General features: G+C 66.1%; 16 protein-coding genes. 9 read left to right on the forward strand and 7 right to left on the reverse strand.

What is annotated here, in order from left to right:
- Positions 1–24 precede the first annotated feature (24 nt).
- The 3 genes from ACCQ13_RS02025 to ACCQ13_RS02035 all read left to right on the forward strand — a co-directional run bounded on the left by ACCQ13_RS02025 (position 25) and on the right by ACCQ13_RS02035 (position 3,152).
- Positions 25–210 (forward strand): DUF2934 domain-containing protein, encoded by a 186-nt coding sequence (locus tag ACCQ13_RS02025; RefSeq protein ID WP_104603827.1) that lies wholly within the window; start codon positions 25–27, stop codon positions 208–210.
- Between the two features lie 130 nt (positions 211–340).
- On the forward strand, positions 341–2,503 hold the full coding sequence (gene glgX, locus ACCQ13_RS02030) for a glycogen debranching protein GlgX (RefSeq protein ID WP_104603828.1): 2,163 nt from the start codon (positions 341–343) through the stop codon (positions 2,501–2,503).
- Between the two features lie 16 nt (positions 2,504–2,519).
- Positions 2,520–3,152 (forward strand): NAD(P)H-binding protein, encoded by a 633-nt coding sequence (locus tag ACCQ13_RS02035; protein WP_159406538.1) that lies wholly within the window; start codon positions 2,520–2,522, stop codon positions 3,150–3,152.
- Between the two features lie 104 nt (positions 3,153–3,256).
- On the opposite strand, the gene ACCQ13_RS02040 is transcribed toward ACCQ13_RS02035, so the two are convergent.
- On the reverse strand, positions 3,257–4,015 hold the full coding sequence (locus tag ACCQ13_RS02040; protein WP_159406539.1) for an SDR family NAD(P)-dependent oxidoreductase: 759 nt from the start codon (positions 4,013–4,015) through the stop codon (positions 3,257–3,259).
- 540 nt (positions 4,016–4,555) lie between these two features.
- Here ACCQ13_RS02040 and ACCQ13_RS02045 point away from each other — a divergent pair.
- The 3 genes from ACCQ13_RS02045 (at position 4,556) to ACCQ13_RS02055 (ending at position 7,163) form a co-directional block, all read left to right on the forward strand.
- On the forward strand, positions 4,556–5,965 hold the full coding sequence (locus tag ACCQ13_RS02045) for an FAD/NAD(P)-binding protein (protein WP_159406540.1): 1,410 nt from the start codon (positions 4,556–4,558) through the stop codon (positions 5,963–5,965).
- 250 nt (positions 5,966–6,215) lie between these two features.
- Positions 6,216–6,647: a VirK family protein gene (locus tag ACCQ13_RS02050; RefSeq protein ID WP_104603872.1), complete on the forward strand. Its 432-nt coding sequence runs from the start codon at positions 6,216–6,218 to the stop codon at positions 6,645–6,647.
- Positions 6,648–6,830: 183 nt separating this feature from the next.
- On the forward strand, positions 6,831–7,163 hold the full coding sequence (locus tag ACCQ13_RS02055) for a DUF6172 family protein (protein ID WP_104603873.1): 333 nt from the start codon (positions 6,831–6,833) through the stop codon (positions 7,161–7,163).
- Positions 7,164–7,220: 57 nt separating this feature from the next.
- On the opposite strand, the gene ACCQ13_RS02060 is transcribed toward ACCQ13_RS02055, so the two are convergent.
- Positions 7,221–8,498 carry a DEAD/DEAH box helicase gene (locus tag ACCQ13_RS02060; protein WP_159406541.1) on the reverse strand — a complete coding sequence of 426 codons (1,278 nt, stop codon included), beginning with the start codon at positions 8,496–8,498 and terminating at the stop codon, positions 7,221–7,223.
- Between the two features lie 269 nt (positions 8,499–8,767).
- Between ACCQ13_RS02060 and ACCQ13_RS02065 the strand changes: the two genes are divergently transcribed.
- The gene (locus ACCQ13_RS02065) at positions 8,768–9,682 is read left to right on the forward strand and encodes a hypothetical protein (RefSeq protein ID WP_158251449.1); all 915 of its coding nucleotides are present in this window, start codon (positions 8,768–8,770) and stop codon (positions 9,680–9,682) included.
- A 211-nt stretch (positions 9,683–9,893) separates the two neighbouring features.
- Here the strand turns inward: ACCQ13_RS02065 and ACCQ13_RS02070 are convergent, their stop codons facing one another.
- The 5 genes from ACCQ13_RS02070 to ACCQ13_RS02090 form a co-directional block, all read right to left on the reverse strand.
- Positions 9,894–11,411, reverse strand: a complete 1,518-nt coding sequence (locus tag ACCQ13_RS02070) for a dihydrolipoamide acetyltransferase family protein (protein ID WP_274392036.1) — start codon at positions 11,409–11,411, stop codon at positions 9,894–9,896.
- Complete coding sequence (locus ACCQ13_RS02075; protein WP_159406543.1) at positions 11,408–11,791, reverse strand: SH3 domain-containing protein; 384 nt, start codon at positions 11,789–11,791, stop codon at positions 11,408–11,410. Before ACCQ13_RS02075 ends, ACCQ13_RS02070 begins: the two co-directional genes overlap by 4 nt.
- 1 nt (position 11,792) lies before the next feature.
- Positions 11,793–12,863: an alpha-ketoacid dehydrogenase subunit beta gene (locus tag ACCQ13_RS02080; RefSeq protein WP_167526812.1), complete on the reverse strand. Its 1,071-nt coding sequence runs from the start codon at positions 12,861–12,863 to the stop codon at positions 11,793–11,795.
- Positions 12,856–13,944, reverse strand: coding sequence for a pyruvate dehydrogenase (acetyl-transferring) E1 component subunit alpha (gene pdhA / locus ACCQ13_RS02085; protein ID WP_104603836.1), 1,089 nt, complete (start codon positions 13,942–13,944; stop codon positions 12,856–12,858). Before pdhA ends, ACCQ13_RS02080 begins: the two co-directional genes overlap by 8 nt.
- 175 nt (positions 13,945–14,119) lie before the next feature.
- Positions 14,120–17,707, reverse strand: coding sequence for a lamin tail domain-containing protein (locus tag ACCQ13_RS02090; protein WP_159406544.1), 3,588 nt, complete (start codon positions 17,705–17,707; stop codon positions 14,120–14,122).
- Between the two features lie 439 nt (positions 17,708–18,146).
- On the opposite strand from ACCQ13_RS02090, the gene ACCQ13_RS02095 reads away from it, so the two are divergent.
- Entirely contained in the window at positions 18,147–19,046 is a 900-nt protein-coding gene (locus tag ACCQ13_RS02095; protein WP_104603838.1) for a tryptophan 2,3-dioxygenase, read from the forward strand.
- A 357-nt stretch (positions 19,047–19,403) separates the two neighbouring features.
- Positions 19,404–20,915, forward strand: a complete 1,512-nt coding sequence (locus tag ACCQ13_RS02100; RefSeq protein ID WP_274392037.1) for a peptide MFS transporter — start codon at positions 19,404–19,406, stop codon at positions 20,913–20,915.
- Positions 20,916–20,917 lie beyond the last annotated feature (2 nt).

The raw sequence follows: 20,917 nt of genomic DNA on the forward strand, positions 1-20,917 counted from the left end.
CACCCCTCGAGAGAAACGTAAGCAATGAACGAGATGCAACGGCAGGCACGGCTGCGCCAGTTGGCACAGGAGATCTGGGAGGCCGAAGGCCGCCCGGACGGGCATGCAGAGCGTCACTGGGCGATGGCCGAGCGGCTGGTGGATGCCGAAGAGCGTGCGGCCGAACAATCTGCCGAGCACGTGGTCACGCCGATCACTGCACGCCAGTAACGCGGCGCCTGTCATCTTGCCCGGCGCATCGAGGGTTTGAAGGCGCACAGATGCGCCGACCCGCCTGCGTCACCGCTGCCCCGCAATTCCGGGTTGCCGCGTTCGCGTTTCCCGTCTCAAGGAGTAACCGATGGCCACCCGCAAGTTCACCCAGCGCTCGCGCATCCGCGAAGGCCGTCCCAACCCGCTCGGTGCCACCTGGGATGGCCTGGGCGTCAACTTCGCGCTGTATTCGCGCAATGCCACCCGGGTGGAACTGTGCCTGTTCGATGAGCGCGGCCGCGAACAGGAACGCATCGCGTTGCCCGAGTACACCGACGAGGTGTGGCACGGCTACCTGCCCGACGCGCGCCCCGGCCAGCTCTACGGCTATCGCGTGCACGGGCCGTACGCGCCGTATGCGGGGCATCGCTTCAATCCCAACAAGCTGTTGCTGGACCCGTATGCCAAGCAGATCGTCGGCGAACTCAAATGGGCGCCGCATCTGTTCGGCTACACCATCGGGCACCGCGACAAGGACCTGAGTTTCGACCGCCGCGACAGCGCCGCGTTCATGCCCAAGTCTGCGGTGATCGACCCGGCCTTCACCTGGGGCCAGGACCGCCCACTGCAGACGCCCTGGAACCGCACGGTGATCTACGAAGCACATGTGCGTGGCCTGAGCATGCTGCACCCGGCAGTACCACCGGAAAATCGCGGCACCTTTTCGGCACTGAAGACCGACGAGCTGATCGACCACATCAGCTCTCTCGGGGTCACTGCCGTGGAGCTGCTGCCGGTGCACGCCTTCGTCGACGACCAGTACCTGCTGGAAAAAGGCCTGCGCAATTACTGGGGCTACAACACGCTGGGTTTCTTCGCCCCGCAGGCGCGCTACATGTCTACCCGCACCGTGGCCGAATTCAAGCAGATGGTGGCGCGGCTGCACCATGCCGGGCTGGAAGTGTTGCTGGACGTGGTCTACAACCACACCGCCGAAGGCAATGAACTCGGCCCCACGCTGTCGTTCAAGGGCATCGACAACGCCAGCTATTACCGCCTGGCCGACGATCGCCGCTTCTACATCAACGACACCGGCACCGGAAATACCTTCGACCTGAGCAACGTCGGCGCACTGCGCATGGTGATGGATTCGCTGCGCTACTGGGTGCAGGAAATGCATGTGGACGGCTTCCGCTTCGACCTGGCCAGCATCCTGGGCCGCGAGCGCTACGGCTTCGATCCGTCGGGCAGCTTCCTGGACGCGGTGCGCCAGGACCCGGTGCTGAGCCAGACCAAGTTGATCGCCGAGCCGTGGGACATCGGTCCCGGTGGCTACCAGGTGGGTAATTTTCCACCCGGCTGGATGGAGTGGAATGACAAGTTCCGTGACAACGTGCGCGCGTTCTGGCGCGGCGATGGCGGCCAGCTGGCCGAACTGGCCACACGGCTCACCGGCTCGGCGGACCTGTTCGATCGCAGCGGCCGCCGCCCGACCGCCTCGGTCAACTTCGTTACCGCGCACGACGGCTTTACCCTGCGCGATCTGGTGAGCTACCAGGGCAAGCACAACCTGGCCAATGGCGAGGACGGCCGCGACGGTAGCGACCACAATATTTCGGCCAATTATGGTGTCGAAGGTGACACCAACGACCCGGCGATCAAACAGCTGCGCAGGCAGCAGATGCGCAACCTGCTGGCGACCCTGCTGCTGTCGCAAGGCACCCCGATGCTGCTGGCGGGCGATGAATTCGGCCACAGTCAGAACGGCAACAACAACGCCTATTGCCAGGACAACGAGCTGACCTGGATCGACTGGACCGCCGCCGCCAAGGCCGCCGCCGCCGACCAAGCCGCGTTCGTGCGGCGATTGATTCGTATCCGCCAGCGTTACCCGCTGCTGCATCGCGCGCGCTTCTTCGATGGCAAGTTCGACGACGCGCTGGGCCTGAAGGACCTGACCTGGCTGGCGCCCAACGGCGTGGAGATGGACCAGGCCGCCTGGCACGATCCCGAAGCGCGCGCGCTGATGCTGCGCCTGGATGGCCGTTCGCCCACCACCGGCCTGCGCGAGATCGCCGCCAATGTCACCTTGCTGATGTTGATAAACGCCGCGCCTACCAGCGTGGCGTTCGTTCTTCCTGCCATGCACGACGAGCACTGGCGCGTGCTGGTGGACACCGCACGTCATGGCGGACGCGTGGTGGCCGGCGGCAGCGAATGGAAGGCACCGGCGCGTTCGTTGACGCTGCTGGCCGTGGAGCGCGACCGCATTGCCAGCAGCGCACGCATCGTCTCCGAAGGGGCGCGCTGATGGCGAGGACGGCCTGATGGATGTCTTGTTGGCAGGCGCGACCGGATTGGTCGGCAGGCAGGTGTTGCAGCAGTTGCTGGCCGATGCGCGTTGCACCGGCGTGGTGGCGGTGACGCGCCGGCCGCTGACGCAACGGCATCCGAAGCTGCGCAACCAGGTGATCGACTTCGAGCACCTGTCCAGCTGGACCGCGCCGCGCATGGAAGCGGCCATCTGCGCGCTGGGCAGCACCATGAAACAGGCCGGCTCGCGCGAGGCCTTCTATCGCATCGATCACGACTACCCGATGGCGCTGGCGCGTGCGGCGTGCGCGCAGGGCACCTCGGTGTTCGTACTGAACTCGGCGGCCGGCGCAGATGTGCGTTCGCGGATCTTCTACAACCGGGTCAAGGGCGAGTTGGAACGCGATCTACGCGAGGTCGGTTTTCCTTCGCTCACCTTCGTACGTCCCGGCCTGATCGGCGGGCAGCGCGAACAGCGCCGCACCGGCGAGCATCTCGGCAGCCTGGTGCTGGGTGCATTGGGCCCGATCCTGCCGCGCCGGTTCCGTGTCAACCCGGCCGAGCGGATCGCGGCGGCAATGGTAAGCGCAGCGTTGGCACCAGCGCGTGGCGAGCACAGCGTGGAGGCGGCGGATCTGGCCGGCTGATGTTCGTAGGAGCGCGCCAGAGCGCGACGAGGCCTTACTGGTAATGCCCCGTCGCGCTCTGGCGCGCTCCTACGGATGCGTGTGCACTTTCGCTGGCACGGCACTCACGCGCCTAGCGATTGTCCACCATCCACCGCCAGCACCTGCCCGGTGATCCAGCGCGCCTGCGGCGAAGCGAGAAACAGCGCGGCGTCGGCAACGTACTGCACCTGCCCGAAACTGCCGAACGGAATGCTGTCGCGGATGCGCGCGTACAGCTCCGGCTCTTCCCGTCTGCGCTTGTCCCATAGCCCGTCGGGAAACTCGATCGAGCCGGGTGCGATGGCATTGACGCGGATGCGTTCGCGCGCCAGTTCGGCGGCCAGGGTGGTGGTGTAGTAATTCAGCGCGGCCTTGGCGGTGGAGTAGGCAATCGCGCGCGGCGTCGGGCGCTGCGCGTTGATCGAGCTGATGTTGAGGATCACCGCATCCGCGCTGCGGCGCAGATGGGGCAGTGCCGCACGGTTGCAGCGCACCGCCGCCATCAGGTCGATCTCCAGGCCGGCCTGCCAACTGGCATCGTCCGTACCATGACCGTAGCCGGAGGCATTGTTGACGACCACATCCAGGCCACCCAATGCCTGCGCGGCGGCCTGCACGTAGTGCTCGATCTGTGCCGCATCGGCCAGGTTGCAGGGAAGGGTGTGCACCGGCGTACCGCTCGCCGCCAGCGTCTGCGCCGCCTGTGCCAGGCCCTCGGGGTGACGCGCACAGATCGAGACCTGCGCACCATTGCGCACGAATGCATCGGCGATCTCCAGGCCAATGCCACGGCTGCCACCGGCGATCAGGACACGTTGCGGAGGCGATGTGGAGTCGGACATGCCAGATACCTGGGAGCAGAGACCCTGCATTATCAGGCAGTTGGCACTGCGTGACCCACGACTACTGAAACTTGCGGCTAGACCAGCGCGCAACGCGACGTCGCAGGGTGTGACGTTGCTTCATACGACATGTCGTGCGGCATCCATCGGAGCAGTTGCCTGGTGCGGCAGCACGGCATCGCCTATCCGTGTTGGCGGATGTTCTCTGGCCCGTACCGACACAGCATCCATGCCGGCGCTGGATCCCGAATCCCTAACCCGCTCAGCCCATTGCCGCCGCTGCGTCGGGCTGCAGGGAATCGGGCGGCCTTGCGCAACAGCAAGCCAAGCGACTGCCGACATCGTTGATTGACTTGGTCGATTGCAGTGGCGATCGCTGTCATCTCATTGCCATGTGCACCAGCCGCTGCTTGGCCCATCAGCCTCATCACCGCTGGCGATCAGCTCATGCCTTTCTGGCCGCAGGTCGCTAACCAAACGTTTACACACCGACGGCGCGCTGCGGGCACAACGTGCGGGTCATTCAGTGGGGAGTTGCACATGGAAACCCATATCACCGTCATCGGTGCCGGCTTCTGCGGCACCGCGCTGGTCCGTGCACTGGCGCAGACGGCCGATGCACAGGTGCGCATCACGCTGGTCGGCGTGGCCGATACGTTCGGCAGCGGCATCGCTTATGGCGCCGCGCGGCCGGAGCATCTGCTCAACGTGCGCGCCAAGGATCTTGGCATCGATGCCCAGGCTCCCGCTGCGTTCGCCGACACCTTGCATCTGGGTGAGAGCGGGCGGTTGGAATTCCTGCCGCGTTTGGCGTATGGGGACTATCTGCGCAGCGAGCTGGATGCCGCCGTCAGTGGCGCGCAGGCGTCGATCGTGCGCCTGTCGCAGGAGGCGGTGGCGGTGGAACGCGCGCGCAAGGGATTTCGCGTGTTCCTGGCCAACGGCGATGCCTTCCACAGCGACCGCGTGGTGCTGGCGGTTGGTGGGCTGCAACCGCAGGCGCTGGCGGGGATCGGCCCGCGCCTGAGCGTGCATCCGCGCTACATCGGCTGGCCGTGGCAGGGCGATGCGCTGGCGCGGTTGTCGCCGGACGATGCGGTGTTGATCGTCGGCACGGGGCTGACCATGGTGGACGTGGCCCTGACCCTGCAGGCGCGCGGTCACCGTGGCCGGCTGCTGGCGATCTCGCGTCGCGGGCTGGCACCGCAGGCGCATCTGCGCCAGCCGGGCGCGCCGCTGGAGTTGCCGCCGCATCTGCAACGCGCGCTCAAGGACGCAGACCTGCGCGGGCTGTTGCGCGGTGTGCGCCAGCTCAGTGCGGTGGTCGATGACTGGCGGCGCGTGGTGGATGCGTTGCGCCCCCATCTGCAACCGTTGTGGCAACGCCTGGCGTTGCCGCAACGCGCGCGGTTTCTGCGTCATCTGCGGCCGTATTGGGAAGTGGCGCGGCATCGCGTCGCGCCGCGTGCGGCCGATCAGCTGGCGCAGCTGCAGCGCACCGGTCAGCTGCAGGTCGCCGCCGCGCGGCTGCTGCGTGCGCGCTGGGTTCCCGATGGCGTGGAGGCGGTGATCCGCACCCGCGGCGCGGCCGATGCGCAGACGTTGCGCTTCGATGCGGTGGTGCGCGCCACCGGCCTGGACACCGATATCGACCGCACCAGCGATCCGCTGATCGCCGGCATGCGCGAGGCCGGCCTGCTGCACGCCGATCCGCTGGGGCTGGGCGTAGACACCGACGCGCACCTGCGCGTGCGTGACGGCAGCGGGCAGATCGTGCCGGGCCTGTACTGCGTGGGCCCGCTGTTGCGTGGGCGCTACTGGGAAATCACGGCGGTGCCCGAACTGCGCGTGGCCACGCGACTCCTTGCCGAACACCTGTTGTTGGAGGCAGCGCCTGCCTCGTGGCCGGAACCCGGTCAGGCGCGAGATGAAGCCATTGCGTGTGGATAACGGCTCGCTACGCAGGCGTGTTGCCTTCCGCATTGCATGGGAGAGGCTGTCCCGTTCGCAGGTAGGTCCATCGCCTGCGCAGACAGACGTCATAAAAGCACTGTGCGCCTGCGCACCCGCTGGGTCGAACAGCGCAAACATGCGGCGCAATGCGCAGCCCATCGCCACCCCGCCGACGCAACCGATCCATGCTGGCGACCCTGGACGCATGTCCAGAGCCTTGCATTCCTTCGTCTGCCTGGAGTTCGCCATGCCTCGTCTTGCTTCCCTCGTCCTTGCCCTTGCGCTGTGCCCGTATGCCCTGCCGGCCGCAGCGACCGAATCCCTGGCCACGCGTGCCGAGGTGATTGCCGCACTGCAGGCCGGTTACGACGTCAGCCTGACCACCGATCTGGGGCGCTGCACGCCCGAGCAGGGCACGCCAGCCAGCCAGACGCGCGGCGGCCGCCATATCGATGCCTACCGCCTCACCGAGGATGGGACGGTCGCGTTCTCCGGTTCGCATTTCACCGTGGCCAACGACGGCAAGCCGATCCAGCAGTTCATGCGCTATCAGCTGCGTCCGGATGGCAGCGTGCGCTTCACCACCTACATGTTCGATTTGCCGACCTTGCAGCAGCGCGGGCCGGTGCTGGCCTATCAATGCGCGATCAACCAGGGCATCGATTTCCACGCCGATTGAGGTGTGGTGCCCGGTGTGGTGGCCGCGCCAGGTCGTTTGATGTGGCGCCGCCGCCAGCGGCGAGCGGGCGAACCGGTGGCTGACCGGGTGGCGCCCGGCTCGCAGCGGCGCGAATCGCCACCGATTCGCCCGGAACGACCGCATGGCCTCACAATAGGCGGTCAGTTCCGGAACCAAGTGGCCATGCGCAAGACCTACCAACTCACCCTCGAAGGCAAGAACCGCGACCGTCTGCTGGAAGCCAGCAAGCACGATATCCGCAAGTACATCCGCCGCGAGCGCCGCAAGGATCTGCCGGAAGAAGCCGATTATTGGGACTTCGACATGCGCTTCGGCGTGGACGAGGCCAGCGCGCAGCCGCTGCCGCCGGCCGAACTGATCCGTTCGATCAATGCGCTCACCAGCGATGGGGGCGACCAGTTCTTCGTGGAAATCCTGCGCAAGCCCGCCAAGCGCACCCCGCGTGCCGACGGCGATGCCTTGGCCGCTGGCGAGCTGGACTTCGAACAGGACTGAGCGCGGCTTCACGATGACGGTGTGACCGCATGGGTGCGCCGCTGCGTGCCGCGAACATCAGTCCGGCTTGGCCGCGGGCTGCGCGGCCGCACGCAGCTTGTCCTTCTTGCTGGGTCGCTTGCCCTTGATGCCGCCATTGTCGTCGGCTGCGCGTGTCGGCGTGCCTGCGGCGGGCGTGTCGCCGGGCGTGGGTTCGAAGCCGGCGATCACCTCAGGGGCGATACGCAGTCCTTGGCGTTTTTCGATCAGCCGCCATTGCTGCGTGTTGTCGGCGCTGATGAAGCTGATCGCCACGCCGCTGGCCCCGGCACGGGCGGTGCGGCCGATGCGGTGGGTGTAGTCCACGGTGGAGCGCGGCAGGTCGTAATTGATGACCGCGGGCAGCTGCGCGATATCGATACCGCGGGCGGCCAGGTCGGTGGCGATCAGCACCTGCACGGTGTGCTGCTTGAACGCCGATAGCGTGCGTTCGCGACGGCCCTGGCTCAACTCGCCGTGCAGCGGTTGTGCACTGATGCCGGTCTTTTCCAGCTTCTCTGTCAGCTTGTCGGCCGTGTGTCGGCTGGCAACGAATACCAGCAGCTGTGGCCAACGGTGATCGAGCAGCAATTGGCGCAGCAACTGCGTGCGCTGGCCGGCATCCACGCTGATGGCGCGCTGCCCAATCGCCGGCGTCTGTTCGGGCGTTGCTTCGACGGTGATGCGCAGCGGGTCGCGCAGGCGGCGCTTGGCCAGCACGGCGATGGCGGGCGGGAACGTGGCCGACACCAGCACGCTCTGCCGTTGCGCCGGCAACAGTGCAAGGATGCGATCGAGCTCGGCGCCGAAGCCCAGGTCCAGCAGGCGGTCGGCTTCGTCCAGCACCAGGGTGGCCACGTCGCCCAGGCGCAGCGCGTTGTGCTCCGCCAGATCCAGCAGCCGGCCTGGCGTGGCGACCACGAGGTCGGCTCCACCGCGCAGCGCCAGCAGCTGCGGATTGATCGAGCTGCCGCCGGTGGCGGCGACGATCTTGAGCCGTCGCGGCAGGTGCGCGGCCAGCTGGCGCAGCGTGGTCTCCACCTGTGCGGCGAGTTCGCGGGTGGGTACCAGTACCAGCGCACCGAGCACGCGCGGCGCCGTGTCCGGTGCGAGCAGGCGTTGCTGCAGCAGCGGCAGCGCATAGGCCAGCGTCTTGCCCGAGCCGGTCTGCGCCATCGCGATCAGGTCGCGCCCGGCCAGCATCGGTGGGATGAGCTGTTGCTGGATCGGCGTGGGCGTGCGGTGGCCGGCCTGGTGCAGCGCGGTCTCGAAAAACGGCAGTAGCTGCGGCGACAGCGAGAGATGGGTAAATGGCATTCATGCATTATCCAGGATCTGCGCTTTCAGATGCGTTTGAGGGCATTGCAATCGCTAGTAGATAGCCGGCTCCGTAGCTCCTATAGTGTCTAGGCTCGTTCGTATTCTCGCGAGAAATTTCGCATGTGCCAAGAAAGTGAAGAGCGGTGATGTTTAAATCCATCGACGTTACTTTGATAATTCTAAAATTCAGCATAAACTTCTCTATTATTGAAAATAAAAATCTGCATGTATTATTTCAAGTAATAACCTGATGTGAGGTAGCTAAAATGGGTTCATGTATCTCCAAATGCAGCAGCGTGCCGAACTCTCCGGCAACAAATTCGGTTAATTCGTTAAGTCCCCAAGGGGAATTGCGTGGCGGTGGTTCCATCAGTTCAAGTGCGTCTTCATCCGGAAGATTCGAGGGGCTGAAGCCTGCGCCAAAACAATCACAGGCGCCGAGGAGTTCCAAGCGCCGCCTCGCTGGAGAGATTGAGAATACTCTTTTCTTTGGCCGCCAGGAGACACAGGAAGAGCTCTTGCTGTGGGCACATGACGGCGATCCAGCCTCCATGACGCATAATTTGCAAAATATCCCGATAACTGTACGTCAGTTCTTGGGTGGTCACCCATCATTCGATCCGGAGGAGCGCTGTCCGGAGTTGAATCAGCAGTTTGCTGATTATTTGCGATCGAATCCGAAGTGGGCATCTGCCGTAAATGACCAGAACAGAGAGAACTTCAGCGACGAAACACCCGACATGAGCCGGGCGCTGTCGATGATTGGTGACCCGGTGGCTTTGGCTGGTAGATCAAGTCGTGAGGTCGCTGAGCAGGCCGCCCTCAACGAGACCAACGTTTTCAAGAAAAAATCCAAAGGAGCCCTTTCTTTCGCGGTTGAGACCGGCCGTGATGTTGCATTTGGCCTGAATGGTCGTAGCGAGATGAGCTCGGCGCCAGCTAAAAATCCATTCTATAAACATGGATATTACGCTGGGACAAGTGTTACCGACGCGGAGTTGAGGCACATTTATCGTAATCGCGAAGATCCCGGCTACCAGCAGCGTGTCCAGTTCTATAGCCAAGTGCACCATGGGATAGAATCGCCCACAAGAAATCATCTTGAATTTGAACAGTGCGCCCCGCCTTGGGAGCAAGAGCCGCAGATCTGGCAGAACTATATGCCAAAGGCTGAAGACTAGCTGAAATTACTGTCAGCAGCGGGGCCATTTTTATTTTTCAGCAGCGTCAGGGAAGAAACTGGCACCCGATAAACTGCGAGTTCCGGTGATCCTATCAGCGGCCACACTGTATAGACGCAACTGAATCGCGAAACACGGCGTAGCCCGCGAAGTGCTTGCTGCTGCTCTTCCACGCCGTGCAGTCGCGTCTTGGAGTGCCACCGAGAATCGGCTAGGTTGGGGCGGCCAGATCGTCGAGCATGGCGCGCAGGAAACGCGCGGCCTCACCACCCGTGGCAGCACGGTGGTCGAACGTCAGCGACAGCGGCATCACCTTGTGGGTTTCCACCCCGCCCATCACCGGCACGAGCTGGTAGCGCGCGCGGCCGGCGGCCACGATGGCCACGCACGGCGGCACCACCACCGGGGTGGCGTAGCGGCCGGCGAACATGCCGAAGTTGGACAGCGAGATGGTGTAGCCGCTGAGCTCGGCGGCGGCGATGCTGCGGGTTTCCACCTGCTGGCGCAGCCGGTTGATGCCCTCGCGGATGCCGTGTGCATCCAGCATGTCGGCATTGCGCAGTGCCGGCACGAACAGGCCTTCTTCGGTATCCACCGCAATACCGATATCCACCTGGTGGTGCAGGGTGCGGCTGAGCGCGTCGCCATCGAACCAGGCGTTGAGTGCGGGAACTGCTTGGCACGCACGCACGATGGCGCGCACCAGGCGCACGGTGACGTCGTTGCCGGGCTGCCAGGCATGCAGGTCGGCATCGTCGTTGAGCGTGGTCGGGACCACCTTGCTGTGCGCGTCGGCCATGACGCGCGCCATGTTGCGGCGCACGCCCTTGAGCTGTTCGGGTTGGCCCTTGACGCTGGTGCCGGGTGGCTGGGTGCGCATCGGTTTGCCGCTGGCCGAGAGCGTGGAGCGGGACTGGCCCTCATCCGCCCTGCGGGCACCTTCTCCCGCAGGCGGGAGAAGGGTCGCGGTTGCCGGCCGATCTCTGCCGTCGGCGGCGATCCCCGCGGCTTTCCCACCGTCACCGATCGAGCCACCTCTCCCGCTTGCGGGAGAGGTCGGCGCGCCATGCGCGCCGGGTGAGGGCCGCGCGGTGCCGGCGGCCGCCGCCTGCTTCACGTCTGCCAGCGTCACCGTGCCGTCCGGGCCGGTGGCGCGCACCTGGGCCAGGTCCACGCGCAGCTTGCGTGCAAGCGCACGCACGACCGGCATGGCGCGTACGCCGCCGACGGCAATGGCCTGCTCGCTCTGCACCGCGTTGGAGCTTTGCATGGCACCTACCACGGTGCCGGCGTCGTCGCGCTCGCTCGGTGCATCGGCGCCGGCATCCGCATCGGCGATCTCACCGCCATTGTCGGAGGCGACCACGCGGTCGCTGGGGCCGGCCGCGCTCTGGCCGGTGCTGGGCGTATGCACTTGCGCCTGCGCGCCGCCGTGCCCATGCCCGTGGCCGGTGTCCTGGCCATCGGCACGCTGCGGCTGCGAGGCATCCAGAGCGAACTGCGCCAGCATGGCGCCGGTCACGATCACATCGCCGGCCGCACCGGCCAGCTTGACCACGGTGCCGGAGAACGGCGAGGGCACCTCGACCACCGCCTTGGCGGTTTCCATCGACACCAGCGGCTCGTCCAGGCGCACGCTGTCGCCTTCGGCGACGAACCATTCAACGATGGTGGCGTCCGGCAGGCCTTCGCCCAGGTCGGGCAGGTGAAACGTCTTGCTTTGGCTCATGGCAGATTCTCTTGTGCCGCCGGCAATGGCGGCAGGGTGGCTTCGAGGAGTTCCAGATCGGCGGCCGGCAGCCAGCCCTGCGCGCCATCGGCGCGTTCGGACCACCACCAGCCACCGTGTTCGTGATGCAGCAACACGTCATCGCCTGCCTGGGCATCGAGTTCGCGTGCGTCGTAATCGCGCAGCGCTTCGGCCAGGCCATCACCCAGCGGGCGCAGCCACGCCACCGGTGCCCAGCCGGCATGGCCTTGCCCGGTATTGACCCAGGCAAACGCCGGCCATTCTTCATCGCGCACACCAATGCGGACCTGCTGGCCGGCATGGAAGCGGATCGGGTTGGCGACTCTGGTGCGGTGAGCGCAGAGCAGACGGGCGCGCATGTCAGCCGGCAGCCACCGCACGCCGCGCGGCGGTGACGATGCGCTCCACGCTCGGCAGGTACTTCATTTCCAGCCGGAACAGCGGGATATGCGTGTCGTAGCCGGTGACGCGTTCGACCGGTGCCACCAGGTCGTACATCGATTGCTCGGCCAGGCGCGCGGCGATCTCCGCGCCGAAGCCGGCGGTGCGCGGGGCTTCCTGCACGATCACGCAGCGGCCGGTCTTGGCCACCGATTCGGCAATGGTGTCGAAGTCCAGCGGGCGCAGCGTGGCCACGTCGATCACTTCGGCGCTGATGCCTTCGCCGGCGAGTTTGTCGGCCGCTTCCAGCGCTTCCTTGACCTGCGCACCCCAGGTGACCAGGGTGACATCGGTGCCGTCGCGCAGCACGAAGCACACGTCCAGCGGCAGCGCTTCGCCATCGTTGGCCACCACTTCCTTGTACTGGCGATAGATGCGCTTGGGCTCCATGTAGATCACCGGATCCGGGTCGCGGATCGCGGCCAGCAACAGGCCATAGGCGCGCTGCGGTGAGGATGGCAGCACCACGCGCAGACCGGGCACGTTGGTGAAGATGGCTTCGTTGGCTTCGCTGTGGTGTTCCGGCGCGCGGATGCCGCCGCCCCACGGCACGCGCAGCACCATCGGGCAGTGCAGACGGCCACGGGTGCGGTTGCGCAGGCGCGCGGCATGGCAGATCAGGTGATCGACCATGGGGTATACGAAGCCGTCGAACTGCGCTTCGGCCACCGGTTTCATGCCTTGCGCAGCCAGCCCCACGCTCAGGCCGGCAATGGTGGTTTCATCCAGCGGGGTATCCAGCACGCGCGCGCTGCCGAAGCGTTGTTGCAGGCCGGCAGTGGCGCGGAAGACGCCGCCATTGACGCCCACGTCTTCGCCCAGCACCAGCACCGCAGGGTCGTGTTCCAGCTCCCAGGCCAGCGCCTGGGTAATGGCTTCGATCAGGGTGATGGGCGAACTCATGGCGATCTCTCCGTGCGCGGCAGCGGCGTGGTAAGGGGCACTGGCGTGCTGCGAGGCGTCTACGGGCATCGGCTTGAGCTCATCCATGACGTGCCTCCAGGGCCATCGCCTCGGCGCGCTGGGCCAGCAACTCGGCCGGCGGGTCGCCATAGAGATGATCGAACATCGCTTCCACCGGCTGCACCGGGGTGTTCAGGTAGGCGTTGACCTCTTCGTCGATGCGTGCGCCGCATTCGGTTTTCCAGGCCGCTTCCTGCGCTTCGTCCCACAGGCCTTGCGCGGTGAGATAGCGGCGCAGGCGCAGCAGCGGTTCGCGGGTCCAGGCCTGCTTGACCTCGTCCTCGCCCCGGTAGCGGCGCGCGTCGTCGGCGGTGGTGTGGTCGGTGAGGCGGTAGGTCATGAATTCGATCACCGTGCCGCCGTCGCCGGCCAGGGCGCGCACGCGCGCCTGCCGCATCGCTTCGAGCACCGCGATCAGGTCGTTGCCGTCCACCTGCAGGCAGTGCAGGCCGCCGGCCAGGCCTTTTTGCGCCAGCGTCTGCGCACCGGTCTGCGCCGCGCGCGGCACCGAGATGGCCCAGCCGTTGTTGATGACGCACAGGATCAGCGGCAGCTTGTAGGCGCCGGCCGAGTTGAGCGCGGCATAGAAGTCGGTCTTGGAACTGCCGCCATCGCCGCAGCAGGCTACCGCCACCTGCGGCTTGCCCATCAGCTTGAACGACAGCGCCGAGCCGGCCGCATGCAGGCACTGGGTGGAGATCGGCACGCAGATCGGGAAGTCGATCGCCGCATCGGCAGTGCGCGGATAATCGCTGCCACGCTCGTCGCCGCCCCAATACAGCAGCACATCGCGCGGGCGCACGCCACGTTCGAACATGGTGCCGTATTCGCGGTAGCTGGGCGCGAACACATCGCCGCTGCGCATCGACGCGCCGATGCCCACATGGGTGGCTTCATGGCCCAGGCTGGCCGCATAGGTGCCGAGCTTGCCGGTGCGCTGCAGGGCCACCGATTTACTATCGAAGGTGCGCACGAACAGCATGCGCTTGAACAGCGCCAGCAAGGTCTGCGGGTTGGCGGCGTCGGCCGGCAGGTCGTCGCGGACGACGTTGCCGTCCGCGTCCATGTATTGCAGATAGTCGATCTGGAACTGCGCGGCTACGCTCATTGCGGCGACACCTTCATCAATAAGTTTCAAATGATATGAGTTGCCATGTTAAGGAGGACGCTGCAAAACCCTTTCCTGCACCGCAGCACGTCGGATGTTGGGGTGCACAAAAAAAGGGCGCGGAACGACCCGCGCCCGTTGCCGCCGTTGTGCCCGGCGATATGCTGCACTGCGGTCAACGACGATCCGCGCCCCCGCCGACCGGGGTGACGATCAGCGCCGAATCGTTGCCCGGGTTCGCGTCTGGCGATGCGGACGTGGCACTGGCCTGCACGCGAATCGCGCCGTCGGCCGGAACCGGCCGGGCCGCCACGCTCAGCTGGAACGCGGCCTGCGTGCCCGGCGGCATCACCGTCGCACTGCTGCAGACGAAGCGGGCGCTGCGCAGCGACTGCAGCTGCTTGTCGCAGCGCCAGCCCGGCGGGGGCACCAACTGCGACAACGCCGACACGGTGTTGCCTTCGATCACCAGGCTGGGGTGCTGTGCCGGGGCGGTGCCGAGGTTGCTTAGCACCGCCCGGTAGCTGGCATTGAAGGCGGTGGTCGGCAGGCTGGTAGGGCCGTCGAGCCGCACGGCCAGGTCGCTGCGGGGTTGCGGACGTGCCTGTACCGTGACCGACGCGGTGTCGGTGTTGTTGCCCGGTTGCGGATCGGGCGATTGCGAGGCGACCGACCCGGCCAGCATCAGGGTGCGTCCTGCCAGTTCCGAGCCAGTATCGAGTTGCACCGCAAAGCTCTGCCTTGCGCCGGGATTCAGCGCGGGCAGATTGCAGGTAAACGTGGTCTGCGTGGCAGAGGTGAGGTTCTGGCAGAGCCAACCCGTCGGAGCCGTGATACGCGCCTGCACCGGTAGGTCGAACACCAGCGCCAGCGCTGTGAACGGTGCCCGATCCGGCCCGCGGTTGTCCACATCCACGGTGTAGTCGATGCGCTCGCCTTCAGTGACCTGCGCACGTGCGGCACTCACCGCCACGCCCAGGTCCGCGTTGACCTGCTTGCGCATGCGCAACAGCACCACGGTGGGATTGTGATCGGACAAGCGCGTGGGCGTATTGGCAGCGTTGCGCGCGGTGCCGGGGAAGTCGGCATTGATGCGCGCATGGCCTACTAACAGCGAGGCGATCTGCGGCGTGCGCATCAGCGCATCGCTGGCCAGGATGTGGTCCAGCGATTGCACGTTGCCGTCGAAGGCGTACGAATAGCTCTGGTCGGGCGTGTTGAACCAGGTCAGGTCGGTGTAGTCCGGGTTGACCAGATCGGCGCCATCGCCGGCCACCACGGTCTGCGCATCCGGCGCCGGCCGGCCGGTGACGGTGCCCATGGCATCCACATAGCCGTCGTTGAATTCGAAGGCGTTGAAGTCGCCCATCACCAGGACTTTTTCGTCAGGGTTCACTTGCTGACGTGTCTGCAGCAGGCGCGCCAGGTACTCGGCCTGGGCCTGGCGCTTGGCGCGGATGCGGGTACCGGCCGCATCGTCGGTGTCGGCGCCGTTGAGCGAGCGCTGGTGCACCACGATGGCGGTCAGCGGCAGCGTGCGGCCGTCGGCCTGGTGCACGTTGGCAGTGAGCACCAGCGGCGGTCGGTCGTTGAGCAGGCTCACGCCGCCGGCCGGCTCGGTCCAGGTGGTGGTCTTGCCTTCCTGCGCAATGGAAAGCACTTCCACGCGGGGTACACCACCGGCCACCCAGGCGGTCTTGACCAGGAAGCCGACGTCGATGCCGCCAACGTCGTTGCCTTCCTGCAGGTACGCCACGTACTGGGGATCCTGCTGACCGGCGGCCACCGCGTCGGCGTTGATGCGCGCGGCCAGGGTCTGCAGCACGCTGAGGTTTTCCACTTCTACCGTGCCCAGGATGTCGGGCGTATGCAGGTAGTTGCGGATCGCCAGCGAGGCCTTGTTGAGGCGGGCCTGGAATGCGACCGGGGTGAGGACCGGCTCGCCAATCGCCGGGTCGTTCTGGTCGTCGAAGAAACGTTCCATGTTGTAGGTGGCCACGGCCACATCGTCTGCCTGCGGGATCGGTGCGGGGCGTGGTTGATCGGCACCGTTGCAGGCCACTTGCGGGGTGCGTTCCGGATACAGCGTGTAGCGGCGGAAGCTGTAATCCAGCGGGCCGACCACATTGAACACCATGCAGCCGGCGGCCAGATCCAGTCGCTCGCCACCCACGCCGGCACTGCCGACGGCGATCACTTCCGGGTTGGTATTCCAGCGGGGCACGCCTGCCGGCGAGCCGGCAGGCAGCGGGTCGGGCAACTGCACGCCCGGCTCGCGGAAGGCGCGCGGCACGCCGGTGACCACCGCATGGAACACGCCATTGCTGGTGGCGGTGGCATTGGTCTCGTTGACGCTGCCGCCGGTGGGCGCATTGACGGTGAGGCTGGCGGCGGCCACGCGCATGCCTTCCAGCGCTTCGAGCTGATCGAAGGTCCCGTTGGGGTTGGGGAAGTCCGGGCGCAACGGGATCGGCACCGGCAGCGGGTTGCCGGTGGAATCGGCCAGCACGGTGACGCTGCCCCCGATTTCGGTCAGCGGCGGCTGGGTCGGGTCGGCGGTGGGCACGTATTCGATCACCGTGCCCTGCACGCGCACCCGGTTGCCGATGGCGGCGGCCTCCGGCGGTGCGCTGCCGGTGTAGACGTAGACGCCTTCGGAGGTGGACGGATCACCGTCGGCTTCGGTATCCGGGGCCTGCAGAAAGAACCCCGCGCTGCGGCGCGCGGTGACGATGCCCGAGGTGGCGACGACCTGGCCGTCCAGCGGCGAGCGTGCACCCTTGCCCTGGATGGCGTGGATCGGCAGCAGGCTGAAGTCGTCGTTGACGATAGTGCCGGTGGCGCTCAGCGTGGCCGGTAGCGCGCCGGTGACCCCGCTGATCTGCAAGCGGAAGCTTTCATCCGGTTCGGCGATGGCGTCGCCCAGCACGTCCACCGCGATGCTGGCCGTGCGTTCGCCAGCGGCAATGCGCAAGGTGGTCGCGGGCAGGGCGACATAGTCGCTGCCGGCGGTGGCGGTGCCATCGACGGTGGCGGCGGTCAAGCTCACCCCACCGGCACCGGCCGGCTGGCTCAGGCTCAGCGTGAACACGACGCTGCGGTTGCCGCTGTTGCCTTCGGCCTGGCTGACATCGGCCAGCGTGGCGATCGGCTGGCCGCCGCCGCTGCACAGGCGCACGGCGCTGGCGGAATTGCGCGGGGCCGGCGCGCCGGTGGCGAAGTCGGCCGCGTTGTTGTCGGTATCGGTGCAGCCATCGCCTGCGCGCAGCACCGCCAGCGTGTTGCTGGGGGCCGGGGTGGGCGCATTGCCTTCGGCGCAGCTGGCATTGCTGCCGTAGCCGACCAAATCGGCGTTGCCGGTGGGGCAGTTGCCACTCAACGCGAAGGCGCTGTTGCTCAGCGCCACCTTGCCAGCGGTGCCGCTCATGGCCAGCGTGCCGGTGGCGTCGGAGGTGGGCAGCGCCACGCTGCCGCCGCTGCCGTCGGCCTGCTTGATTAGGTAATAGCCGCCAGCCGGCACGCTGCCCGCCAACGGGGTGACCTGCCAGCTGCTGCCGGCCGCCGAGGCGTATTGCACCGACCAGCCGTCCAGGCTGACCGTGGTGGTGCCGCGATTGTGCAGCTCGATGAAATCGCTGCGCAGCGTGGCGCCGCTGTTGCCGCCACCGCCGTAGACCTGGCTGATGACGACCTGGGCGGAGGCATGGCCGGCAAACGCCAGCCCACACAGAAGTAAGGCTGCACGACGCTGCAACGCTGGCATGAGATGAGAGTCCCCTGGATCGGTGAGACGTGAAGCGCGCCCCTGCACCGGCCACGTCCCTGGCCGGTAGCGCTGTCGAATTCTGCATGAATTTGCAGACCTAGGTTGACGATATGGTGACAGCGGCGCACCAGCCGAGACTGCGTCGGGTGCATGCCGATTGATTCAGAGGTGAAACAAGCGACCTCGAGTTTGAGGTCGGGGCGCGCAATCACGTAGGTGTGGACGGTTAGCCAGGCATCCGCACAGGCATCGCCGGCCCAACCCCTCCAAGACGGCAAGCAACCAGGCAACGCGAGCCCTCCGCCATTCCCCATTCCCGATTCCCGATTCCCCATTCCCGATTCCCGATTCCCGATTCCCGATTCCCGATTCCGCAGCGGCTGCCAAGCCGCCGCCAGCGCGCTACCCTGCGCAGCCCGATCCTCAACGCTTCGCCATGCCTGTCGATAAGAACCTGCGTGACCTGGAACCCGGCATCCACACCGATCTGCAGGGGCGGTTGACCTATGGCGGCTATCTGCGGCTGGACCAATTGCTCTCGGCGCAGCAGCCCTTGTCCGAGCCGGCACATCACGACGAGATGCTGTTCATCATCCAGCACCAGACCTCCGAGCTATGGTTGAAGCTGCTGGCGCACGAGCTGCGCGCGGCGATGGTGCACCTGCAGAACGACCAGGTCTGGCAATGCCGCAAGGTGCTGGCGCGCAGCAAGCAGGTGCTGCGCCAGCTCACCGAGCAGTGGTCGGTGCTGGAAACGCTCACGCCCAGCGAGTACATGGGGTTTCGCGATGTTCTCGGCCCTTCGTCGGGGTTTCAGTCGCTGCAGTACCGCTATATCGAGTTCCTGCTCGGCAACAAGAACCCGCAGATGCTGCAGGTGTTTGCCTACGACCCGCAGGGCCAGGCGCGCCTGCGCGAGGTGCTGGACGCGCCCAGCCTGTACGAGGAGTTCCTGCGCTACCTGGCGCGCTTCGGGCACGCGATTCCGCCGCAGTACCAGGCGCGCGACTGGACCGCCGCGCATGTGGCCGACGACGCGTTGCGCCCGGTGTTCGAGCGCATCTACGAAAACACCGATCGCTACTGGCGCGAGTATTCGCTGTGCGAGGACCTAGTGGATCTGGAAACCCAGTTCCAGCTCTGGCGCTTCCGCCACATGCGTACGGTGATGCGGGTGATCGGCTTCAAGCGCGGCACCGGTGGCTCCAGCGGCGTGGGCTTCCTGCAGCAGGCGCTGGCGCTGACGTTCTTCCCGGAATTGTTCGACGTGCGGACCTCGGTGGGGGTGGAAAACCGTGCGCAGGACGCGGGAAGTGCCGAAGCAGCGAAAGGCTGAGGAGCGAAAGGGCGGGGTGCTTGCCTGGTGGGGGCGTTGCGGGATGCTCCACCCATCCGCCCTTCGGGCACCTTCCCCCGTTCACGGGGGAAGGGAGCAGGCAGGGCGGCGCTTGGCGCCATGGGTTGCCTGCTCCTTCTGACGCTAGACGCCTTCCCGCGCTGCGTCCCTTTTGCAGGAGCCAGGGTGCGGTTTGCCCCCTACCGGCCCCCGCCCGAGCGCATGTCTGCGCCCCGTTGCCATCCGGTCGTGGGGTCGGGCGAATTTGACGCGTCCATGACGTCTAAGTGATGCTCGCGCGTTGTCCGGGGATCGCCCGGGTGCACCCAGCCATTCCTGAATACGCAAGGGACTTCTATGAGCGTTGACGCTGCCGCGCCGACATCCGCTTCCACCCCACCGCCGCCCGAGTTTCCTACCTTGCTGGGTCATCCCCGCCCGCTGTGGATGCTGTTCATGACCGAATTCTGGGAGCGCTTCGCGTTCTACGGCATTCGTTGGGCGCTGGTGCTGTACATCGTGGCGCAATTCTTCGGCGGCGACGCCACCGGGCAGGCGCCAGCAGGGCGCACCTATGGCGCCTACCTGGCGCTGGTGTACGCAGCGGCGATCTTCGGCGGCTACGTGGCCGACCGGGTGCTTGGCTATCAACGCTCGATCCTGGTCGGCGCGGCGGTGATGGCCATCGGGCTGTTCCTGATCGCCATTCCCGACCAGACCCTGTTCGAGATCGGCCTGGCCACGGTGGTGGTCGGCAACGGGCTGTTCAAGCCCAACATCTCCACCATGGTCGGCAAGCTGTATTCGGTAGCCGATCCGCGCCGCGACAGCGGTTTCACCATCTTCTACATGGGCATCAACCTGGGCGCGATGATCTCGCCGGTGCTGACCCAGTTGCTGGCCGAAAAGGTGTTCGGCACCGAGGCGATGCCGTCTTACAAGATGGTGTTCATGGCCTCCGGCGTGGGCATGCTGATCAGCCTGGTGTGGTTCTGGATCGGCCGCGCCCAGCTCAAGGGCATCGGTGCGCCGGCGCCGGGCGCGCAGGCCAGCCTCGGCCGCGTGCTGATGGTGCTGGTGGGCTGCCTGCTGGCGATTCCGGGCGTGTACTTCCTGCTCGCCGTCGGTGCGGATGTGTTGCAGATCGTGCTGACGGTGCTGTTCATCGGCCTGTCGGTGATGCTGCTGGTGGAAGGCATCCGCGAAGGCAAGGTACAGCGCGACAAGGTGATCGCGATGCTGATCATCTTCGCCTTCAACGTGCTGTTCTGGATGTTCTTCGAACAGGCCGGGAGTTCGTTCACCTTCCTGGCCGACAACATCGTCAATCGCAATTTTGGCGACTGGACCTTCCCGACCGCCTGGTTCCAGTCGGTCAACTCGGTCGCCATCATCGCGCTGGCGCCGGTCATCGCCTGGATCTGGGTCAAGTCCGGTCGCTTCAACCCGTCGATCCCGCGCAAGTTCGGCCTGGGCCTGATCTTCAACGGCCTGGCCTTCCTGCTGCTGATGTTCGCGCTGTCCAGCCTGGTCAGCGATGCCGGCAAGATTCCGTTCTGGACCCTGTTCATGGTCTACGTGATCCAGTCGGTGGGCGAGCTGTGCCTGTCGCCGATCGGCCTGTCGATGGTGACCAAGCTGGCGCCCATGCGCCTGGTCGGTTTCGGCATGGGGGGCTGGTTCTTGTCCACCGGCATCGGCAACAACCTGTCGGGGATCTTTGCCGGCCATGTCAGCGGAAGCGAAGGCATGAGCGTGTCCTCGGCGCTGGGTGGGTATACCTTCGGGTTCTGGGCGTTGCTGGGCGCCGGCGCGCTGCTGTTCCTGATCGCGCCGCTCATCAACAAACTCATGCACGGTGTGAAGTGAGG

The sequence above is a fragment of the Xanthomonas sp. NCPPB 1638 genome (genome assembly GCF_041475635.2).
Lineage (GTDB): Bacteria > Pseudomonadota > Gammaproteobacteria > Xanthomonadales > Xanthomonadaceae > Xanthomonas > Xanthomonas cucurbitae.